18 protein-coding genes and 1 tRNA gene are annotated in these 17,820 nt (G+C 67.0%); 9 read left to right on the forward strand and 10 right to left on the reverse strand.

Going from position 1 to position 17,820, the window contains the following annotated elements; all coding sequences use genetic code 11:
* Nucleotides 1-4: 4 nt before the first annotated feature.
* The 5 genes from IEW01_RS00360 to IEW01_RS00380 form a co-directional block, all read right to left on the reverse strand.
* On the reverse strand, nt 5-880 hold the full coding sequence (locus tag IEW01_RS00360; protein ID WP_188525622.1) for a lysophospholipid acyltransferase family protein: 876 nt from the start codon (nt 878-880) through the stop codon (nt 5-7).
* A gap of 152 nt (nt 881-1,032) precedes the next feature.
* Nucleotides 1,033-1,109 (reverse strand) — tRNA-Arg (locus IEW01_RS00365).
* 41 nt (nt 1,110-1,150) lie between these two features.
* Nucleotides 1,151-2,224: a LacI family DNA-binding transcriptional regulator gene (locus IEW01_RS00370; RefSeq protein ID WP_268236793.1), complete on the reverse strand. Its 1,074-nt coding sequence runs from the start codon at nt 2,222-2,224 to the stop codon at nt 1,151-1,153.
* Nucleotides 2,225-2,341: 117 nt separating this feature from the next.
* Nucleotides 2,342-3,118 carry an inositol monophosphatase family protein gene (locus IEW01_RS00375; RefSeq protein WP_188525624.1) on the reverse strand — a complete coding sequence of 259 codons (777 nt, stop codon included), beginning with the start codon at nt 3,116-3,118 and terminating at the stop codon, nt 2,342-2,344.
* Nucleotides 3,105-4,451, reverse strand: coding sequence for a TldD/PmbA family protein (locus IEW01_RS00380; protein WP_188525625.1), 1,347 nt, complete (start codon nt 4,449-4,451; stop codon nt 3,105-3,107). Before IEW01_RS00380 ends, IEW01_RS00375 begins: the two co-directional genes overlap by 14 nt.
* A 117-nt stretch (nt 4,452-4,568) precedes the next feature.
* On the opposite strand from IEW01_RS00380, the gene IEW01_RS00385 reads away from it, so the two are divergent.
* Both IEW01_RS00385 and IEW01_RS00390 read left to right on the forward strand, forming a co-directional pair.
* Nucleotides 4,569-5,321 carry an SDR family oxidoreductase gene (locus IEW01_RS00385; protein ID WP_188525626.1) on the forward strand — a complete coding sequence of 251 codons (753 nt, stop codon included), beginning with the start codon at nt 4,569-4,571 and terminating at the stop codon, nt 5,319-5,321.
* On the forward strand, nt 5,318-5,929 hold the full coding sequence (locus tag IEW01_RS00390) for an enoyl-CoA hydratase/isomerase family protein (protein ID WP_188525627.1): 612 nt from the start codon (nt 5,318-5,320) through the stop codon (nt 5,927-5,929). Before IEW01_RS00385 ends, IEW01_RS00390 begins: the two co-directional genes overlap by 4 nt.
* Here the strand turns inward: IEW01_RS00390 and IEW01_RS00395 are convergent.
* Complete coding sequence (locus tag IEW01_RS00395) at nt 5,926-6,225, reverse strand: HNH endonuclease family protein (RefSeq protein ID WP_188525628.1); 300 nt, start codon at nt 6,223-6,225, stop codon at nt 5,926-5,928. The genes IEW01_RS00390 and IEW01_RS00395 overlap by 4 nt on opposite strands.
* Before the next feature lie 163 nt (nt 6,226-6,388).
* On the opposite strand from IEW01_RS00395, the gene IEW01_RS00400 reads away from it, so the two are divergent.
* The gene (locus tag IEW01_RS00400; protein WP_188525629.1) at nt 6,389-7,573 is read left to right on the forward strand and encodes a TIGR03862 family flavoprotein; all 1,185 of its coding nucleotides are present in this window, start codon (nt 6,389-6,391) and stop codon (nt 7,571-7,573) included.
* 22 nt (nt 7,574-7,595) lie between these two features.
* Here the strand turns inward: IEW01_RS00400 and dapB are convergent, their stop codons facing one another.
* Nucleotides 7,596-8,405 (reverse strand): 4-hydroxy-tetrahydrodipicolinate reductase, encoded by an 810-nt coding sequence (gene dapB, locus IEW01_RS00405; RefSeq protein ID WP_188525630.1) that lies wholly within the window; start codon nt 8,403-8,405, stop codon nt 7,596-7,598.
* 69 nt (nt 8,406-8,474) lie between these two features.
* Between dapB and rbfA the strand changes: the two genes are divergently transcribed.
* The gene (rbfA, locus tag IEW01_RS00410) at nt 8,475-8,882 is read left to right on the forward strand and encodes a 30S ribosome-binding factor RbfA (protein ID WP_188525631.1); all 408 of its coding nucleotides are present in this window, start codon (nt 8,475-8,477) and stop codon (nt 8,880-8,882) included.
* Nucleotides 8,882-9,787, forward strand: coding sequence for a tRNA pseudouridine(55) synthase TruB (truB, locus tag IEW01_RS00415; protein WP_188525632.1), 906 nt, complete (start codon nt 8,882-8,884; stop codon nt 9,785-9,787). The genes rbfA and truB overlap by 1 nt, the downstream gene beginning before the upstream one ends.
* Before the next feature lie 60 nt (nt 9,788-9,847).
* Here the strand turns inward: truB and deoA are convergent, their stop codons facing one another.
* Nucleotides 9,848-11,152, reverse strand: coding sequence for a thymidine phosphorylase (deoA, locus tag IEW01_RS00420; RefSeq protein WP_188525633.1), 1,305 nt, complete (start codon nt 11,150-11,152; stop codon nt 9,848-9,850).
* A gap of 96 nt (nt 11,153-11,248) precedes the next feature.
* Here deoA and IEW01_RS00425 point away from each other — a divergent pair, with 96 nt between their 5' ends.
* Nucleotides 11,249-11,755, forward strand: a complete 507-nt coding sequence (locus tag IEW01_RS00425) for a DUF1643 domain-containing protein (RefSeq protein WP_188525634.1) — start codon at nt 11,249-11,251, stop codon at nt 11,753-11,755.
* A 3-nt stretch (nt 11,756-11,758) separates the two neighbouring features.
* Here the strand turns inward: IEW01_RS00425 and IEW01_RS00430 are convergent, their stop codons facing one another.
* Entirely contained in the window at nt 11,759-13,114 is a 1,356-nt protein-coding gene (locus IEW01_RS00430; protein WP_188525635.1) for a hypothetical protein, read from the reverse strand.
* 197 nt (nt 13,115-13,311) lie between these two features.
* On the opposite strand from IEW01_RS00430, the gene IEW01_RS00435 reads away from it, so the two are divergent.
* Both IEW01_RS00435 and rpsO read left to right on the forward strand, forming a co-directional pair.
* Nucleotides 13,312-13,605, forward strand: a complete 294-nt coding sequence (locus IEW01_RS00435) for a DUF5665 domain-containing protein (RefSeq protein ID WP_188525636.1) — start codon at nt 13,312-13,314, stop codon at nt 13,603-13,605.
* A gap of 120 nt (nt 13,606-13,725) precedes the next feature.
* Nucleotides 13,726-13,995 carry a 30S ribosomal protein S15 gene (rpsO, locus tag IEW01_RS00440; RefSeq protein WP_188525637.1) on the forward strand — a complete coding sequence of 90 codons (270 nt, stop codon included), beginning with the start codon at nt 13,726-13,728 and terminating at the stop codon, nt 13,993-13,995.
* Nucleotides 13,996-14,138: 143 nt separating this feature from the next.
* Here rpsO and IEW01_RS00445 read toward each other — a convergent pair whose 3' ends face one another.
* Nucleotides 14,139-15,185: a sodium:calcium antiporter gene (locus IEW01_RS00445; RefSeq protein ID WP_188525638.1), complete on the reverse strand. Its 1,047-nt coding sequence runs from the start codon at nt 15,183-15,185 to the stop codon at nt 14,139-14,141.
* 434 nt (nt 15,186-15,619) lie between these two features.
* On the opposite strand from IEW01_RS00445, the gene pnp reads away from it, so the two are divergent.
* Entirely contained in the window at nt 15,620-17,773 is a 2,154-nt protein-coding gene (gene pnp, locus IEW01_RS00450; protein ID WP_188525639.1) for a polyribonucleotide nucleotidyltransferase, read from the forward strand.
* Nucleotides 17,774-17,820 lie beyond the last annotated feature (47 nt).

A 17,820-nucleotide genomic window follows, 5' to 3' on the forward strand; every position in this document is an offset into this window, starting at 1 on the left:
AACGTCAGGCGCCGTTCCAGCGACCAAGCAGCCAGTACCACTGGTCGGGATTGGCCATGATCCGCGCCGAAAGGCTGTCGTTGAAGGCCTGTGTCATCGTGAGCGGGTCAGTGTGCGGGATGGCCTCCTCGAACGTCACGTCGAAGCTGTTGCCGTCCGCCCTGCGGATGCCATAGGCGGGCACCATGACCAGGCCGTATTTCAGCGCAAGCTGGGCGGCGGCAAGGGATGTCAGCGCCGGGCGACCGAGGAAGGGCAGGCGCACGCCCTCGACATATTTCTCGTCGAGCAGGATTGCCATGAAACCGCCGGCGCGCAGGTGGCGCACCAGTGCCTTGGTTCCGATCCGGCCGGTTTCGAGGATTGGTTTGCCGCCCGCCTCGATGCCCGAGAGCAGCCGCCGCTGGTAGTGCGGGTTGGTCTGCGGTTTGTAGACGGCCCCCGTTTCCATGCCGCGCGCCTTCAGCACTGCCCGCACCGCCTCCCATTGGCCGAAATGGCCCGAAACGATGATCGCACCCTTCCCCGCCGCGCGGGCCTCTTCAAGCGCCGCAAGGCCGGGGCCGGACACGTTGAACCTGTCTTGCCGGGTCTGGAACTCGGCACAGTGATAGATCTCGAACAGCGTCTGCCCCATCTGGCGGCCCATCTCCCCGCTCAGCCGCGCCCGCTCGCCGCGCGGCATGTTCGGGAAGGCGCGCAAAACCTCGCGCTCGAAGCGCCACCGCGCGGGCGGAAACCAACGCATGACCATCCCGATCGCCGAGCCCAGCGCGCGCGACCGTGTGCCGAACCGGCGCCAGCGTGACAGGGTCAACGCCGACAGCAACGGGATGTATCTCAGTTGGTTCCAGGTGAACCTGAACGGGCGGGAAAACATGCTGGGTACATGGCCAGTCAGTGACGAATTGCCAAGACCAAACCGGAATCGGCGGACACAATCCGCCAATTCCCGTGGAAGAGGCTTCGAAACCGATGCACCGGCCGGGCGGAAATGGCCGCGCGCAGGCCAGGGCACGAATTGCCGAGCTATGGCGACCCCGGCAGGATTCGAACCTGCAACCTGCCCCTTAGGAGGGGGCTGCTCTATCCAGTTGAGCCACGGGGCCGCGCGCGGACTTAATGGCGATTCGGCGCCGATTTGTCCATGTTATTCCGGGTAGAGCCCTTCCGAGGGGCGCAGCCGCAGCGTGTTGCCGTGGCGGATCGTGGGGTTGAGTTCCACGCGCCTGCCGCGCGTCGGGCCGCCATCGCTTACGCTCACCTCGGCGCCTTGCGCGATGATCTCGGCGGCCTTGCGCCCGATCTCGGCGCGGCAGGAATCCATCGTGGCCAGTTGCATTGAAAAGCCGTCGAGCAGTTCGATGCCGTTGAACCCCGCCAGCCCGAGGCGGCCGGGCACGTCGATGCCCGCATCTAGGCAATGCAGCAGTCCGCCCGCGCCGATCATGTCGTTGGAGTAATAGAGAAAGTCGATCTCGGGGCTGCGCTCGAGGATCGCCGCCGTCATCTCGCGGCCCTTGGCCAGCGCCGAGCCGCCGGCATAGAACTCCTGGTCGACCACCTCGAGACCGGCCTTCGCCAGGGCTTCGGTGAACCCCTCGAAGCGTTTGCGGGCGCGGTGATCGAGCGGCATCTTGGTGCCGAGGAAGCCGATTTTGCGGTATCCCGCCTTGACGATCGTTTCCGCCATCATCCGCCCGGCGCGGCGATGCGAGATCCCCACCACGCTGTCGATCGGGGTGCCGTCGGTGTCCATGATCTCGACGATGGGAATGCCCGCGCTACGCAGCATCGCCTTGGCGGCTTCGGAGTGTTCGAGCCCGGCGATGATCACCCCGGAAGGTCGCCATGAGAGCATCTCGTAAAGCACCTTTTCCTCGCGTTCGGGCAGGTAGTTCGTCACCCCGACAACGGGCTGGAGCGGGGTATTGTCGAGCACGTCCGAGATCGCCGTGAGCACGCGGGGAAAGACCATGTTGGACAAGGAAGGGATGATAACAGCCACGAGGTTCACCCGCTGCGAGGCGAGCGCGCCGGCGATCTTGTTGGGCACGTAGCCAAGGTCTTTCGCAGCGGCCAGAACACGCGTTCGGGTGGCCTCGCTCACGTCGCCCCGGTTGCGCAAAACCCGGCTCACGGTCATCTCCGACACGCCGGAGGCTTCGGAAACATCACGCAAGGTCAGGGGGCGTTTGGGCGCGGCAGGCTTGTCGTCGGTCACGGCGGTCATCCATCAGTTCACGCGTTTGATTTCAGCGATGTTAGCGGCAATACCCGGTCATGTCCAAGCATTGAAACACGCGCGGATACCGCTAACGACACCGTCTTGCCCGGCCCATCAGGCAAGCCGCGAGGCGATCTCTTCCTGCAGCCCCGGTCCGGCCGCGATGACGCCGTCGACTTGAGGCATCGGCGCGTTGAAACGTGGCTGCGCGCCCTGCCTGTCGGTCACGCGGCCCCCCGCCTCGGTCACGATCAGCGCGCCGGCGGCCACGTCCCATTCCCATGTCGGGCGCAGGGTGAGCATGGCATCGAAGCGGCCTTCGGCGACAAGGCTCATGCGGTAGGCGAGCGAGGAGCGGAACTGGCGGTTCACCCGGGGCACTTCCGCCCCGCGCCAGAACCACGGCTCCAGGTTGGAGCGCGTCACCAGCACGGTGGCGCCGTCCAGCGTATCGCCCGTCGCGACGGTGATGCGCGCGCCGTTCAGCGTGGCGCCATGGCCTTTCGCGGCGGCATAGAGCTTGTCCGCCATCGGCAGGTAGACCACCGCCGCCACCGCCTCGCCGTTGTCGACCACCGCGAGCGAATGCGCCCAGTTGTGATCGCCCTCGATGAAGGCGCGGGTGCCATCGAGCGGGTCGATCACGAAGGCGCGGGCGGCATCGAGCCGCTCGGGCGTGTCGGGCGTTTCTTCCGAGAGCCAGCCATAGCCGGGGCGCGCGCCACGCAACCGCTCGGCCAGCATGTCGTTCACGGCGATATCCGCCTCGGTCACCGGCCCGGCCCCGGGCTTGTCCCATATGCGCGGGCCTTGCCGGAAATACCGCCGCGCGATCTCACCCGCCGCCTGCGCGGCCTCGATGAGCAGCGCGAGGTCGTCATGCGCCGGCAAGGGTCAGCCCTTCTACCAGCAGCGACGGCACCATGCGCGATTTGTGCGGCTCGGCATCGTTCGCCGGGATCAGTTTGAGCAGCATGTCGATCAGGTTGCCGGCGATGGTGCATTCGTTGACGGGATAGGTGATCACGCCGTTCTCCACCCAGAACCCTGATGCGCCGCGCGAGTAATCGCCGGTGTTGGGGTTGACCGTCGAGCCGATCAGCGAGGTGACGAGAAGCCCCGTGCCCATGTCGCGCAGAAGATCGTCGCGGCTCGCGGTGCCTTGCGTGAGCGCCACGTTGGAGACGCTGGGCGAGGGCGGCGCAGAGGTGCCGCGCGCCGCGTTGGCCGTGCTCTCCATCCCCAGCTTGCGCGCGGTGGCAAGATCAAGCGTCCAGCCGGTGAGAATGCCGTTTTCCACGATCGCGCGGCGGGAGGTGGGCAGGCCCTCGCCGTCGAAGGGGCGCGAGCCCGAGATGCGGGGGCGGTGCGGGTCTTCGATCAGCGAAAGCGCCTCGGGCAGCACCTGCTTGCCGAGGCGGTCGCGCAGGAAGGATGAGCCGCGCACGATGGAGGAGCCATTGATCGCCACCAGCAGGTGGCCGATCAGCGAGGCGGAAACCCGCTCGTCGAACAGCACCGGGAAGCTGCCGGAGGGCGGTTTTTTCGCCCCCGCCCGCGCCGCCGCGCGCTCGCCGGCGATGCGGCCGATCTTTTCCGGGCTGGGCAGATCGGCCTGAAACAGGCGGCTCTCGCCGTTGTAATCGCGCTCCATGTCAGGGCCGGTGCCGGAGATCGCGGCGAGCGACAGCGCGCGGTCGGTGCGGCCGTAGCCTCCCGAAAAGCCGTTGCTGGCAGCGAGGTGGATCTGCCGCCGCCCGTAACCGGCGGACGTGGACTGCACCTGGCTCACCCCGGTCACGGCCAGGGCCGCCGCCTCGGCGCGGCGGGCGTGGTCTTCAAGTTCGGCCGGGGCGGGCTCGGGCGACGGGTCTTCAAGCTGCAGCGCCGCCACGTCCCAATCGCGGGCGAGCTGCGAGGGATCGGCGAGCCCCGCCGTCGGATCTTCCGGCGCCTCGCGGGCCATGGCCACGGCGCGCTCGGCCATCGTGGCGATGGTGGCCGCGGAAGTATCGGACGCCGAAACACTGGCCTGCCGCCGCCCGATCAGCACCCGCAGCCCGATATCGACGCCCTCGGAGCGTTCGGCATGTTCGAGCTTGCCCTTGAGCACGTCGATGGAGAGCGACGTACCGGAAACGGCGATGGCATCGGCGGCATCGGCGCCGGCTTTTTTCGCGGCGTCGAGCAGGTGCTGGGTGAGGCGTTCGAGCGAGTTCGTCATGCGGCATCCTTTGCGTATTCAGGTGGAGGTAAACGCCCCGGGGCCATCCCGCAAGTCACCGGCACTGGAATGGCCCCGCGCCTTGCGGTAGCCATGGGCAAAAGCGGAGGGTTCGCAATGGACATGACAGGCAAGACGGTGGTGATCACGGGCGCGAGCCGCGGGATCGGGGAAGCGGCGGCGCGCGCCTTCGCCGAAGCGGGCGCGAACGTGGTGCTGCTCGCCCGGAGCGGTGACGCGATCGGGCGGATCGCCCGCGAGATCGGCGACAACGCGCTCGCCATCACCTGCGACGTGAAGTCTTGGAGCCAGGTCAAATCCGCGATCGAGCAGGCCGCGTGGCGCTTTGGCGGGATCGACGTGCTGATCAACAACGCGGGCGTGATCGAACCGATCGCGATGCTGCGCGCCTCCGATCCGGCGGCCTGGTCGAAGGCCTTCGATATCAATCTTAAGGGCGTCTACCACGGCATGCGCGCGGTGGTGCCGATGATGCGCGAGAAGGGCGGCGGCTCGGTGCTCACGGTCAGTTCCGGCGCGGCCCACAATGCGCTCGAAGGTTGGAGCCATTACTGCGCCTCCAAGGCCGCGGCGCACATGATGACGATGGCTCTGCACAAGGAAGAGGCGCGCGCCGGCATCCGCGCCATCGGGCTTTCGCCCGGCACCGTGGCCACCGAGATGCAGCGCGAGATCAAGGCCTCTGGCGTCGGCCCGGTGGCGGCGCTCGACTGGTCCGACCACATCCCGCCGGAATGGCCCGCGCAGGCACTGTTGTGGATGTGCACCGCGGATGCCGACGAGTTCCTCGGCGGTGAGATTTCGTTGCGCGATCCGGACATCCGCAAGCGCATGGGGCTGGGCGGATGATCCGCCTCGAGCGGGGCGACGGGCTCTGGACCGCGACGATTGCCCGGCCCGACAAGGCCAATTCGCTCACCGCCGGAATGCTGGAAACGCTTGCGGACTTCGCCGAGCAGGCGGCGCGGGAAGCGCGGGCGCTGGTGATTACCGGCGAGGGCAAGGTGTTTTCCGCCGGGGCCGACCTTGACGAAGCCCGCGCGGGGCTCGCCACCAGCCCGCTGTGGGAGCGGCTTTCGGGCACGATCACCTCCGCCCCCTGCCTCAACATTGCCGCGCTCAACGGCACGCTCGCGGGCGGTGCTTTCGGCATGGCGCTCGCCTGCGATCTGCGCATCGCCGTGCCGGAGGCGAAGTTTTTCTACCCGGTGATGAAGCTCGGCTTCCTGCCGCAACCCTCCGATCCGGGCCGCCTCACGGCGCTGGTTGGTCCGGCACGGGCGAAGATGATCCTGATGGCCGGCCAGAAGATCAGCGCCGAAGAGGCCCTGGCCTGGGGGCTGGTGGATCGCGTGGTGCCGGGGGAGGGCCTGCGCGAGGCGGTATCGGACCTCTGCGCCGACGCTTTGGGCGCACGTCCGGAGCACGTGGCCGGGATCAAGGCGATGATCCGCTAACGCCCGCGCCGGTTGCCCTTGGCGCGCGAGATGAAGTCCGGCGGGCGCTTCGCCACCCAGCGGATGAAGCGCGCAAGCCGGGGATGGGTGCGCAGCGCGGCGATGGTGTTGTAGCTCTGCGCAAGGTCCGCCTCGCTGAGACTGGCGTGAATTTCCTTGTGGCAGATGTGATGCAACAGAACCGTTTCGCCGCTCTTGCCGCCCTTCAGCCGGGGCACGAGGTGATGGCGGCTTTGCGGCACCCCAAGCGGGATCGGGCGGCCGCAAAGCGGGCAGATCGGATCGCCGTCGGCCATGCCTTCCCCTTGCCTAACCTGTGCTTCGGTGCCACAGGGTAGGCGAGTTGAGATCGGGTTCAAGGTTCGGCGAGGGCAACATGACCAATCTGGCAGACACCGCGCGCCGCTGGGCTTTGCAGGGCCGGGAGAGCACGCAAGCCCGGCTCACCTCGCCCGCCGCATGAGCCGCGCGCTGGTCATCGGGGCGGGTCCGGCAGGGCTGATGGCCGCGGGCGCGCTCGCCCGTGCCGGGCTGCCGGTGGTCGTAGCCGAGGCCAAGCCCTCGGTCGGGCGCAAGTTCCTGATGGCGGGAAAGTCCGGCCTCAATCTTACCAAGGATGAACCGATCGAGCAATTCGCCGCGGCCTACACCGGCAGCACGGCGGGCCTTTTGCGCAGCGCGGTGCGGCGCTTCGGCCCGGATGCGGTGGCAGACTGGGCGCGCGGGCTGGGGCAGGAAGTGTTTACCGGCTCGTCGGGCCGGATGTTTCCTCGCTCGATGAAGGCTTCACCGCTGTTGCGGGCATGGCTGGCGGAGCTTGCGGGCCTCGGCGTCGAGTTCCGCACCCGCTGGCGCTGGACGGGGTTCGATGGCGCGGGATTGGCTTTCGACACCCCGGAGGGGCGGCAGGTTCTGCACCCATCGGTGACCGTGCTCGCGCTGGGCGGCGCAAGCTGGCCCAGGCTTGGGTCCGATGCGGCCTGGGTGACCTGGCTCGCGGAAAAGGGTGTTGCCATCACGCCGCTGCGCCCGGCCAACGCCGGGCTTGCGGTGGATTGGACCCCGCACATGGGCAAGCATTACGGCACCCCGGTCAAGGCGGTGCGGCTCACGGCCGGCGGAGCTTCCCTGCGCGGAGAATTCGTTATCTCGGAACGGGGGCTTGAGGGCAGCGCGATCTATGCCGTGACTAAGGCGGTGCGTGAAGGCGCGCCGCTCACGCTGGATCTTTGCCCCGACTGGTCGGTGGGCGAGGTCGCCGAGCGGCTTTCGCGCCCACGCGGCAAGGCCACCGTTGCCGCACACCTGCGCAAGACGCTGCGCCTCGATCCGGCCCGGCTCGCGCTTCTGATGGAATTCGGCCGCCCGCTGCCGGAAGGGGCGCCGCTGGCCGCGCTCGTCAAGGCCCTGCCGGTGCGCCACGCCGGGCTCCGCCCGATCGCCGAGGCGATCTCGACAGCCGGGGGCATCGCCGACGAGTCGCTCGATGGTTACGAAATCAAGGCGCTGCCCAGCGTCTTCGCCGCGGGGGAAATGCTGGACTGGGAGGCACCCACGGGGGGCTACCTGCTCACCGGCTGCTTTGCCACCGGGCGCGAGGCCGGCGAGGCGGCCGCCGCGCGGGCCAAGCGCAGCGCACAATAGCCGGGCCGGGCGGAAAGCGCCTTCAGAGGCCCAGCACGTCCATCATATCGTAGCTGCCCGGCTTGCGCCCGATGCCCCAGAGCGCGGCCTTGAGCGCGCCCCGGGCAAAGATCGCGCGGTCGGTGGCGACATGACGCAGGATCACCCGTTCGCCGGTGCCGGCAAAGATCACGTCATGCTCGCCGACGACATCGCCGCCGCGAATCGCGGAAAAGCCGATATGGCCCTCCGTGCGCGCGCCGGTGATGCCGTCGCGGCCACGGTCGGCGACGCGATCAAGCTCAACCCCGCGCCCCTCGGCGGCCGCCTCACCCAGCATGAGCGCGGTTCCCGAGGGGGCATCGACCTTGTGCTTGTGGTGTGTTTCGACGATCTCGATATCGAAGGCCTCGTCGAGCGCCTCGGCCACTTTCCGGGTGAGTTGCACCAGCAGGTTCACGCCAAGGCTCATGTTGCCCGCGCGGATGATCGTGGCATGCCGGGCCGCGGCCGCCAGCCGGGTGATGTCATCATCGGTCAGCCCCGTGGTGCCGATCACATGCACCGCGCGCGCCTGCGCGGCGAGATCGGCAAGGGCCACGGTGGCGGCCGGCGCGGTGAAATCAATGACCGCCTGCGCCTTGGCCATGGCTTCGAGCGGATCGTCCGACACCGGCACACCGAGCGCGGCCCCGCCCATCGCCTCGCCGACATCCTGCCCGACCCAGTCGTGCCCGGGCCGCTCCAGCGCGCCAACAAGCCGCGCCGCCGGGCTTTCGCTCACCAGCTTGACGAGCATCCGGCCCATCCGGCCCGATGCCCCGTTCACCACGATCCCCGGAAGTTCACTCATCATCGCCTCCTGTTTGCCCCGTCCTAAGCCCTGTTGCGCGGGCAATCAATCAGGCATACATGGGCGCTCATGGCAAAGAACCGCTCTCATACAGGCGACGGCCCGTCGCAACGCCAGCTTCGCGTCGGCGAGTTGATCCGTCGCAGGCTGTCGGACGTGCTCATGCATGGCGACGTGCATGATCCCGATCTCAACCGCCTTTCGATCACCGTGGGCGAAGTGCGCACTTCGCCCGATCTCCGCATCGCCACGGTCTACGTGATGCCGCTTGGCGGCGAACATCGTGAAGAAGCGATCGCCGCGCTCGCGCGCAACAAGGGCGAGCTCAAGCACCAGATCGCCAAGGCGACGAAGCTCAAGTTCACCCCCGATCTGCGCTTCGTGATCGACGAAACCTTCGACCAGATGGACGAAACACGCCGGCTGTTCTCCGACGAGACGGTGCGGCGTGACGTGGAACACGACGAGGACGACTGATGGCGCGCAGGAAGACAGGGCGCGACGTCCACGGCTGGCTGGTCGTGGACAAGCCAGCCGGCATCACCTCGAACGCCGTGGTCAACAAGGTGCGCTGGGCCTTCGGCGCGAAGAAGGCGGGCCACGCCGGCACGCTCGACCCGGAAGCCACCGGCGTGCTCGCCGTGGCGCTGGGCGAAGCCACCAAGACGGTTCCCTACATCACCGATGCCCTCAAGGCCTACCGCTTCACCGTGAAGCTGGGCGAGGCGACCAACACCGACGACGCCGAGGGCGAGGTGATCGCCACCTCCGATGCCCGCCCCACGGACACCGAGATTGCCGAGGCGCTACACGCGTTCACCGGCGAGATCATGCAGGTGCCGCCGAAGTTTTCCGCCGTGAAGATCGACGGCGAGCGCGCCTACAAGCTCGCCCGCGACGATGAGGATTTCGAGATCGCCGCCCGGCCGCTCTGGGTGGACAGCCTGGAGATGGTGGCACGGCCCGACGCCGACCACGTCACGCTCGAGATGGTCTGTGGCAAGGGCGGCTACGTGCGCGCGATCGCCCGCGATCTGGGCGAGGCGCTGGGCTGCCTTGGTCACGTGATCGAGTTGCGCCGCACATGGTCGGGGCCCTTCGATGCCGAGGACGGGGTGAGCATGGATCTCGTCGAGGAACTGGCGAAATCCCCGGACCTTGACGACTACCTGCGCCCGCTCGAAGACGGGCTGGACGATCTTCCCGAACTGAAGGCCACCGCCGAGGGCGCAACCCGGCTGCGCCACGGCAACCCGGGGATGGTGATCGCCTCCGATGTCGACTACGGCGACGAGGCATGGGCCAGCTTCGAGGGCAAGGCCGTGGCCGTGGGCACCTACAGGGCGGGCGAGTTGCACCCGAGCCGGGTGTTCAACCAGTAGCGCCGGGCCAAGGGTTTTCGAAACACCTTGGGAAGATCCATTGAAGGATCTTTGCCGCGCTCAGTCGATGATCTTCAGAACCGGCGTTGGCACATCCGGGGCTTGCCCGATCCGGTAGGCCGCGAGAACCTGCCGCTCTGCGTCAACTGCCTGCGCCTCGCTGTCGGCATGGATGCGGCAGAGCGGGGAGCCGCGTTCAACCTGTTCGCCGAGATCCACGAGCCCGGTCAGCCCCACCGCGGGGTTGATCGCATCATCGGCCCGCCGCCGCCCGCCGCCGAGTTCCACCACCGCAAGGCCGATCGCGCGGGTGTCGATCGCGGCGACGTGGCCGGACTCCGGCGCTGCAACCTCGCGCACGAGTTTTGCCGCGGCGAGGTGTTTGCCCGGCCTGTCCACGAAATCCGCGGGCCCGCCCAGCGCAGAAACCATGCGCCCGAACACCTCGGCCGCCTTGCCGCTGTCGAGCGCCGCGCGGGCCTTGGCCTCGCCCGCGCCTCGATTTTCGGCAAGCCCGGTCAGCGCAAGCATTTCGCCGGCGAGGGCGAGCGTCACCGCTTCGAGACGGGCATCGCGATGCGCGCCGGTGAGGAAATCGACGGCATTGGCCACTTCGAGCGCGTTGCCTGCGGCGGAGGCAAGCGGCTGGTTCATATCGGTGATCAGCGCGTGGCAGGGCAGGCCCGCCTCGCGCGCCACGCCGGTGATGCTCTGGGCGAGCTCCAGCGCGCCCTCGTAACTGCTCATGAAGGCGCCGTTGCCGGATTTGACGTCCATCACCAGCCCGCCGAGCCCGGCGGCCAGCTTTTTCGACAGGATCGAGGCGGTGATCAGCGGCACGCTCTCCACCGTCGCGGTCACGTCGCGGGTGGCATAGAAGCGCTTGTCGGCGGGGGCGAGGGCCGAGGTCTGGCCGATGATCGCGCAGCCGACCTCGCTCACCACCCGGCGCAGGAGCGCGTTGTCGGGCTGGCTGGTGTAGCCGGGAATGGCATCCATCTTGTCGAGCGTGCCACCGGTGTGGCCGAGGCCGCGGCCCGAGATCATCGGGACGTAACCACCACAGGCGGCGACGATCGGCGCGAGCATGAGCGAGACGTTGTCGCCCACCCCGCCGGTGGAGTGCTTGTCGACCACGGGACCGGGCAGATCCCAATCAAATACCTCGCCCGAATCGCGCATCGCCAGCGTGAGGGCCGCCGCTTCGGCATGGGTCATCCCCTGGAAGAAAACCGCCATGGCGAAGGCCGCCACCTGCCCCTCGCTCGCCTCGCCAGACGCGATCCCCGCCACCATCGCGGCGATTTCTTCGGCAGCGAGTTCCGCGCCGTCGCGCTTGTGGCGGATGATTTCCTGAAACAGCATGTTCGGCCTCCTGTTGCCGGCAGTTTGACCCTTCGGACAATTTTCGCAAGGGGGCGCGCGCTTGCCATCTGCGCCGCGACCGGCCACAAACCGCCCATGATCACCCGCGAGCATATCAAGGCCGATGCGCCCTCCGTCGCCGTCTATTCCGACTGCGAACGCTACCGCTACCAGCTCACCCGCACATGGGAGCCGCGCGGCCGCAAGGCTTTGTTCGTGATGCTCAACCCCTCCACCGCCACCGAGGTGCAGAACGATCCCACCGTCGAGCGTTGCGAGCGACGGGCGCGGGCGCTGGGCTTCGGCGCGTTCCGGGTGACCAATATCTTCGCCTGGCGCGACACCGATCCGCGCAAGATGCGCGCCGCCATCGACCCGGTTGGCCCGGAGAATGACGAAGCCATCCGCGAAAGCGCGGCCTGGGCCGACCGGATCATCTGCGCCTGGGGCACCCATGGCGACCACCTCGCGCGCGGCCCGGCCGTCGAGGCGATGCTGAGGCAAACCGGCTTGCCGCTGTTTCACCTCGGGTTGACCAAGGCGGGGCATCCCAAGCACCCGCTTTACATCGCCTATGAGAAGCAGCCCGAACCCTGGGTTTGATCGTCAGGGCACGAAGATGTTGTCAACCACCTCGACGTAGACATCCGCCGGGCTCGCCCCCGGTGTGCCCTGAAGAATCGCCACCGTCTCGCCGTTCACCCGCACGACACCGTCGAGCCCATCGTCGGAGGGGCTCACGTCGAGTGCCATGTCGCCATGGTCGATCATCGGGTTGAGCGTGACCCGAAGGAAATCCTGGCCGATGGCGAAGTCGGTGATCTGCGCCGCACCCGCGCCCGAAGCTCCGTCGAAGTAGACCCAGAACACGTCCGACCCAGCCCCGCCGGTTGCGGTATCGGCCCGATCCATGATCAGCGTGTCGTGGCCGTCGCCGCCATCGAGCGTGTCGGCATCGTTGTCGATGTGCCACGAGAAATCATGCCTCTCCCAGTGAATCTCCTCCTCAAGCCGCCCGAGGTGGTTGATCACGTCGTCGCCAACACCGCCGTTGAGCGTGTCGGCACCGTATCCGCCGGCGATCCGGTCGTCGCCCGCGCCGCCGTCGATCACATCGTCGTCGCGCACCCCTGCCCCATTGGCGTTATGCACACCGCCAAAGAGCGTGTCATCCGCTGCGCCGCCGGTGATGGTATCACTGCCCTCGCCACCATCGGCCCAGAGGCCGAGGCCGGTCTCATGGCCCTCGATCACGTCGCCCCCGTCCCCGCCGAACAGCGCGGCCATGCCCTCGCCGGCCCTCAGCGTATCGTCGCCCTCGCCGCCGAAGGCGTAGCCCGCATCGTCGCCAAGGGCGATCTCGTCGTTGCCCGCCCCACCGTCGATCACCGCGATGGGCGCATCGTCGGACAGGATCGGGGTGCCGTCCCAATCGGAAAGCCCTCCTCCACCCGTGCCGGGCGCGCCATCATCCCGGGCGGCAAAGAGATTATCGTCCGGGCCGAGCACCGTTTCACCGGTTTCGCCGACACGGTCGCCGAGCATGTCGACACCGGCTGAAAAGTCGGTCTCGCCGGCCATCAGGTCCTGCAGGGCCGAACCGCCGCCAGCATAGGCCTCGCCGGGTTCATCGACCGGCGACAGCACGTCATCGGGATCAATTTCCGCGCCCTCGAAGGGATCTTCATCCTCTTCCACGGGAGCAAGAACCTCGTCGGGATCGACCTCGTCCCCCTCGAACGGTTCATCGTCATCCGAGTTCGGCGGGAGCGGGTCCAGCGGGTCCGCACCTGAGCCTAGCCCCGCAAGCTCGAAAAACGATGCGCCGGCGTCTTCGCCCGCGGCGATGAAATCGCCGTTTGGGCCACCGCTGGCCTGCCCGGCATTTCCGGCCCGGGGGGACTCGTCGCCATCGGCGTCGGACCCGCCATCAGACTCCGTGAACCAATCAAACATAAACATGACGGGCAGAAGCCCGATCAGAACAAGTGCGAAAGTCATGGTACCACCCCTGATACAGGCCTTCTGATACCACGCGGGTCCGGCCACCGGAAAAGAATAGTCCGGAAAATTGGACATAATCCGAGGCGGTTGGCCGTCGTCTCTTCGCATTTTCGTGCCTGCGCGCTAGTCTGCCCGAAGCCAGGCAGGAGGACGGCATGCAGCACAGCGGAGAACCCGACGAGCCCCTCGTGGAAGAAGTGCGCGCCGTGCGCGCCGAGGTGCGTCGGCTGAACGAAAAACGCTTCTTCCGCATCGAAAGCTCGCTCTGGCGGGTGGCGGTCTGGAGCCTCGTGCGCGGGCTAGCCTTTGGCCTCGGCTCGGTGCTCGGCGCAACGATCCTGCTCTCGGTGCTGATCACGGTCCTCACCTCGATCGACTTCATCCCGGTTCTGGGCGACCTCGCGCAACGGCTGATCGAGGAAATCCAGACCACCGCCCCGCCAGAATAGGCTTTCCTTCGCAGCGCGAATCCCTTATCAGCGCGCATCCGCATGGAAGCGGATTTCTCCAAGGGCCTTGCTGGACGACATCCCGGCCTGCGCCATAACCCTCAACCGAAGGAGACCCCGATGTCGATCACTGCTGAAGAAAAACAGCGCCTGATGAAGGAATTCGCCACCAAGGAAGGCGACACCGGCTCGCCGGAAGTCCAGGTGGCCATACTCACCTCGCGCATCACCACGCTGACCGAGCACTTCAAGACCCACAAGAAGGACAACCACTCGCGCCGTGGCCTTCTGATGATGGTGGCCCAACGCCGCAAGCTGCTCGACTACCTCCGGGGCAAGGAAGAGGCCCGTTACCAGGACCTCATCAAGCGGCTGGGCATCCGCCGCTAAGGCTTGCTCTCAGGTCTGGAATTCTGGAACGCCCGTGCAAGAAATGCGCGGGCGTTTCGCTGTTCCCCCGCCCGGGGCGCGAACGCAGGCCGAGCAGCCCCCCGGTCTGGCCTTCCCCGGCAAGATCGACCTGCCCGCGCTCGTCATGACCCGGACGCCGCGATCAACTGGAGCACGATCGCGCCAACATAGATCACGAGAAGCGCCAGGCTTTCGGCGCCAATGCCCGCCGGCCCCTTGCGTTGACGCAGGATCAATCCGCCGAGCAGGATTCCGGTCATCAGGATGGCCGTGAGGTTCCAGAACTGATCGCCCGCCCCGGCAGCGTGATAGAGGGAGCCATCGCGGTAGGACGCATCTGCGGCGGCCAGGAACAACGTATCGAAGGTGTTGCCACCGATGATTCCGCCCACGGCCAGTTGCAGCGCGCCGCGGCGCACCGCGGCAATCGTGGTGACGAGCTCGGGCAATGACGTTGCAACGGCCGTCGCCAAAGCCCCCACGAGTGATTCCGAAAGCCCCGTGCGGCCGGTGATCTCCCCGGCCGTCTTGGCGATCACCCAGCCGGCCCCCCCCATGATGAGCATCAGCAGCAGGAAGTTCACGAACAGGCGCAGCGTGCTTGTCTGGCGCGTGGTTTCGCTCTCCTGCTCGGGCGCGTCGTTGCGGGTATCGCTGGTGGACACCGGGCGCCACATCGGCGCTTCCCGCAAGGCGCGGGTGGTGGCCAATGCGCTGACATAGACAACCGGGATCACCAGCGATACGGGATGGATAGCGAAGAGGGTGACCTCCGGCTGGTTGGCGGCGAGCAACGGCAGCGTCAGCAGCACCATCAGGATGACGGCCTGAAAGATGTTGGCCAGATCGGCCGCCGCATGTTCCAGATTGGCCTTGCGATAGACAAGATCGGCGATCGCAAGGAAGGCCGTTTGCGCCGCGATCCCACCGACGCCGTTGGAATAGGCCAATGATGCGAAACCGTCGCGGGCGACGGTGATCGACACGATCGTTCCGCTGAGCGACGTTGCCACGCCGAGCAGAACAGCGCCTGCGATTGCCTCGCCGATCCCTGTCCGGTCCGCCAGCTTGTCGACCAGGCTGGTGATCCGAAAACCCGTCAACAGCACCGCGCCCGCAGCCAGCGCGAACGCCACCAGCAATTCCGGAATCGACCAACTCGCGAGCATGGCTGGGGCCCTTCCCATTCCTGACACCCCCGCAAGGCATGCCGGTCCACAACTGGAAACAAGACGTGATTGCCGGAGGAGTATTCACCATTCATCGGCCCTGAAACAACCGTATCGAACGCCGGCACAACCGGCTGATCGCGCGAAGGGCGGATTTCGCGATCAAGACGAAGACCAGGGCGGGCTCCGTCCCGCAGCGGCCGTCCGCGTCTGGCGAACGCGCGCTCCCGGTGCAAACCCGACCGCGCCGCGCGATCGCTCCGGCCAAACCACCCCCTTCCCTCACGCCCGCTTTTCCTGTATGGCCCCTTCATCTGAGACGTAGCGCCTCGACCCCGGCGCTCGAAAAGGATGATAGGGGTCGGCGGCAATGGGGCCGCCATTTCAATGGGAGACCCGCAGGGGCGGGAGTGCTCCCTTACAGGATACGCTACATGTTCAATATCACTAAGAAATCCATGCAATGGGGTGAGGAAACGCTTACCCTCGAGACGGGCAAGGTTGCCCGCCAGGCCGACGGTTCGGTGATCGCCACGCTGGGCGAAACCTCCGTCATGGCCAACGTGACCTACGCCAAGCAGCCCAAGCCGGGAATGGACTTCTTCCCGCTCACGGTTCACTATCAGGAAAAATACTACGCTGCGGGCAAGGTGCCCGGCGGCTTCTTTAAGCGCGAGGCACGGCCGACCGAGAAGGAAACGCTGACCGCCCGCCTGATCGACCGTCCGATCCGCCCGCTGTTCGTTCCCGGCTTCAAGAACGAAACCCTCGTCATGTGCACCGTGCTGTCGCATGACCTCGTCAACGACCCCGACATGGTGGCGATGATCGCGGCCTCCGCCGCGCTGACCATCTCCGGCGCGCCCTTCATGGGCCCGATCGCCGGCTGCCGTGTGGGTTACGAGGATGGCGACTACGTTCTCAACCCGACCATCGACGACATGCACCAGCTGCGCAACAACGCCGAGCAGCGCCTTGATCTCGTGGTTGCCGGCACCAAGGACGCGGTGATGATGGTGGAATCGGAAGCCTACGAGCTGTCCGAGGCCGAGATGCTGGGCGCGGTCAACTTCGCGCACGAGCAGATCCAGCCGGTGATCGACCTGATCATCGAACTGGCCGAGGAAGCGGCGAAGGAACCCTTCGACTTCACCCCGCCGGATTACGCCGATCTCTACGCCGCGGTGAAGGCCGCGGGCGAGGAGAAAGTGCGCGCGGCCTACGCGATCCGCGACAAGCAGGAGCGCACCACCGCCGTCGCCGCCGCGAAGGAAGCGATCATCGAGGCGCTCACCGAGGAGCAGCGCGAAGACGCCAACCTCGGCTCGGCGCTGAAGAAGCTCGAATCCACCGTGCTGCGCGGGGACGTTGTGAAAAACGGCACCCGGATCGACGGTCGCGCCCTCGACGAGGTCCGCGACATCGTCTCGGAAGTCGGCCTGCTGCCGCGCACCCACGGCTCGGCGCTGTTCACCCGCGGCGAAACCCAGGCGCTGGTGGTGACCACGCTGGGCACCGGCGACGACGAGCAGATGATCGACGCGCTCACCGGCACCTACAAGTCGCCGTTCCTGCTGCACTACAACTTCCCGCCCTACTCGGTCGGTGAAGCGGGCCGCGTTGGCCCTCCGGGACGGCGTGAAATCGGCCACGGCAAGCTCGCATGGCGCGCCCTTCAGGCGGTGCTTCCGGCCGCAACCGACTTCCCCTACACCATCCGTCTCGTCTCCGAGATCACCGAGTCCAACGGCTCGTCGTCGATGGCGACGGTCTGCGGTTCGTCGCTGGCGATGATGGATGCGGGCGTGCCGCTGAAGGCGCCGGTCGCGGGCGTGGCCATGGGCCTGGTGCTGGAAGATGACGGCGCCTATGCCGTGCTCACCGACATTCTCGGCGATGAGGATCACCTCGGCGACATGGACTTCAAGGTCGCCGGCACCGAGAACGGCATCACCTCGCTTCAGATGGACATCAAGGTGGCCGGGATCACCCCGGAAATCATGGAGAAGGCGCTGGCCCAGGCGAAGGCCGGCCGGCTGCACATCCTCGGCGAGATGTCGAAGGCGCTGACCGAAGGCCGCACCGAGTTTTCCGAACATGCCCCGCGCATCGAGACGATGACCGTGCCGACCGACAAGATCCGTGAAGTGATCGGCTCGGGCGGAAAGGTGATCCGCGAGATCGTCGAAGTGTCCGGCGCCAAGGTCGACATCAACGACGACGGCGTGATCAAGATCGCCTCGCCGAATGCCGAGGCCATCAAGAAGGCGCATGACATGATCTACGCGATCGTGGCCGAGCCGGAAGAAGGCGCGATCTACAAGGGCACCGTCGTCAAGATCGTCGATTTCGGCGCCTTCGTGAACTTCTTCGGCAAGCGCGACGGCCTCGTGCACGTCAGCCAGATCGAGAATCGCCGCCTCAACCATCCTTCGGACGTGCTGAAGGAAGGCCAGGAGGTCTGGGTCAAGCTTCTGGGCTTCGACGACCGTGGCAAGGTCCGCCTCGCCATGAAGATGGTCGACCAGGAAACCGGCGAGGAACTGCCGGAAGAGCCGCGCAAGAAAAAGGGCGACGACGACGAGTGATCGTCTGACTCCCCGAACCTTCAGAAGCCCCGGCGGAAACGCCGGGG

This window comes from Sinisalibacter lacisalsi (assembly GCF_014640115.1).
Classification (GTDB): domain Bacteria; phylum Pseudomonadota; class Alphaproteobacteria; order Rhodobacterales; family Rhodobacteraceae; genus Sinisalibacter; species Sinisalibacter lacisalsi.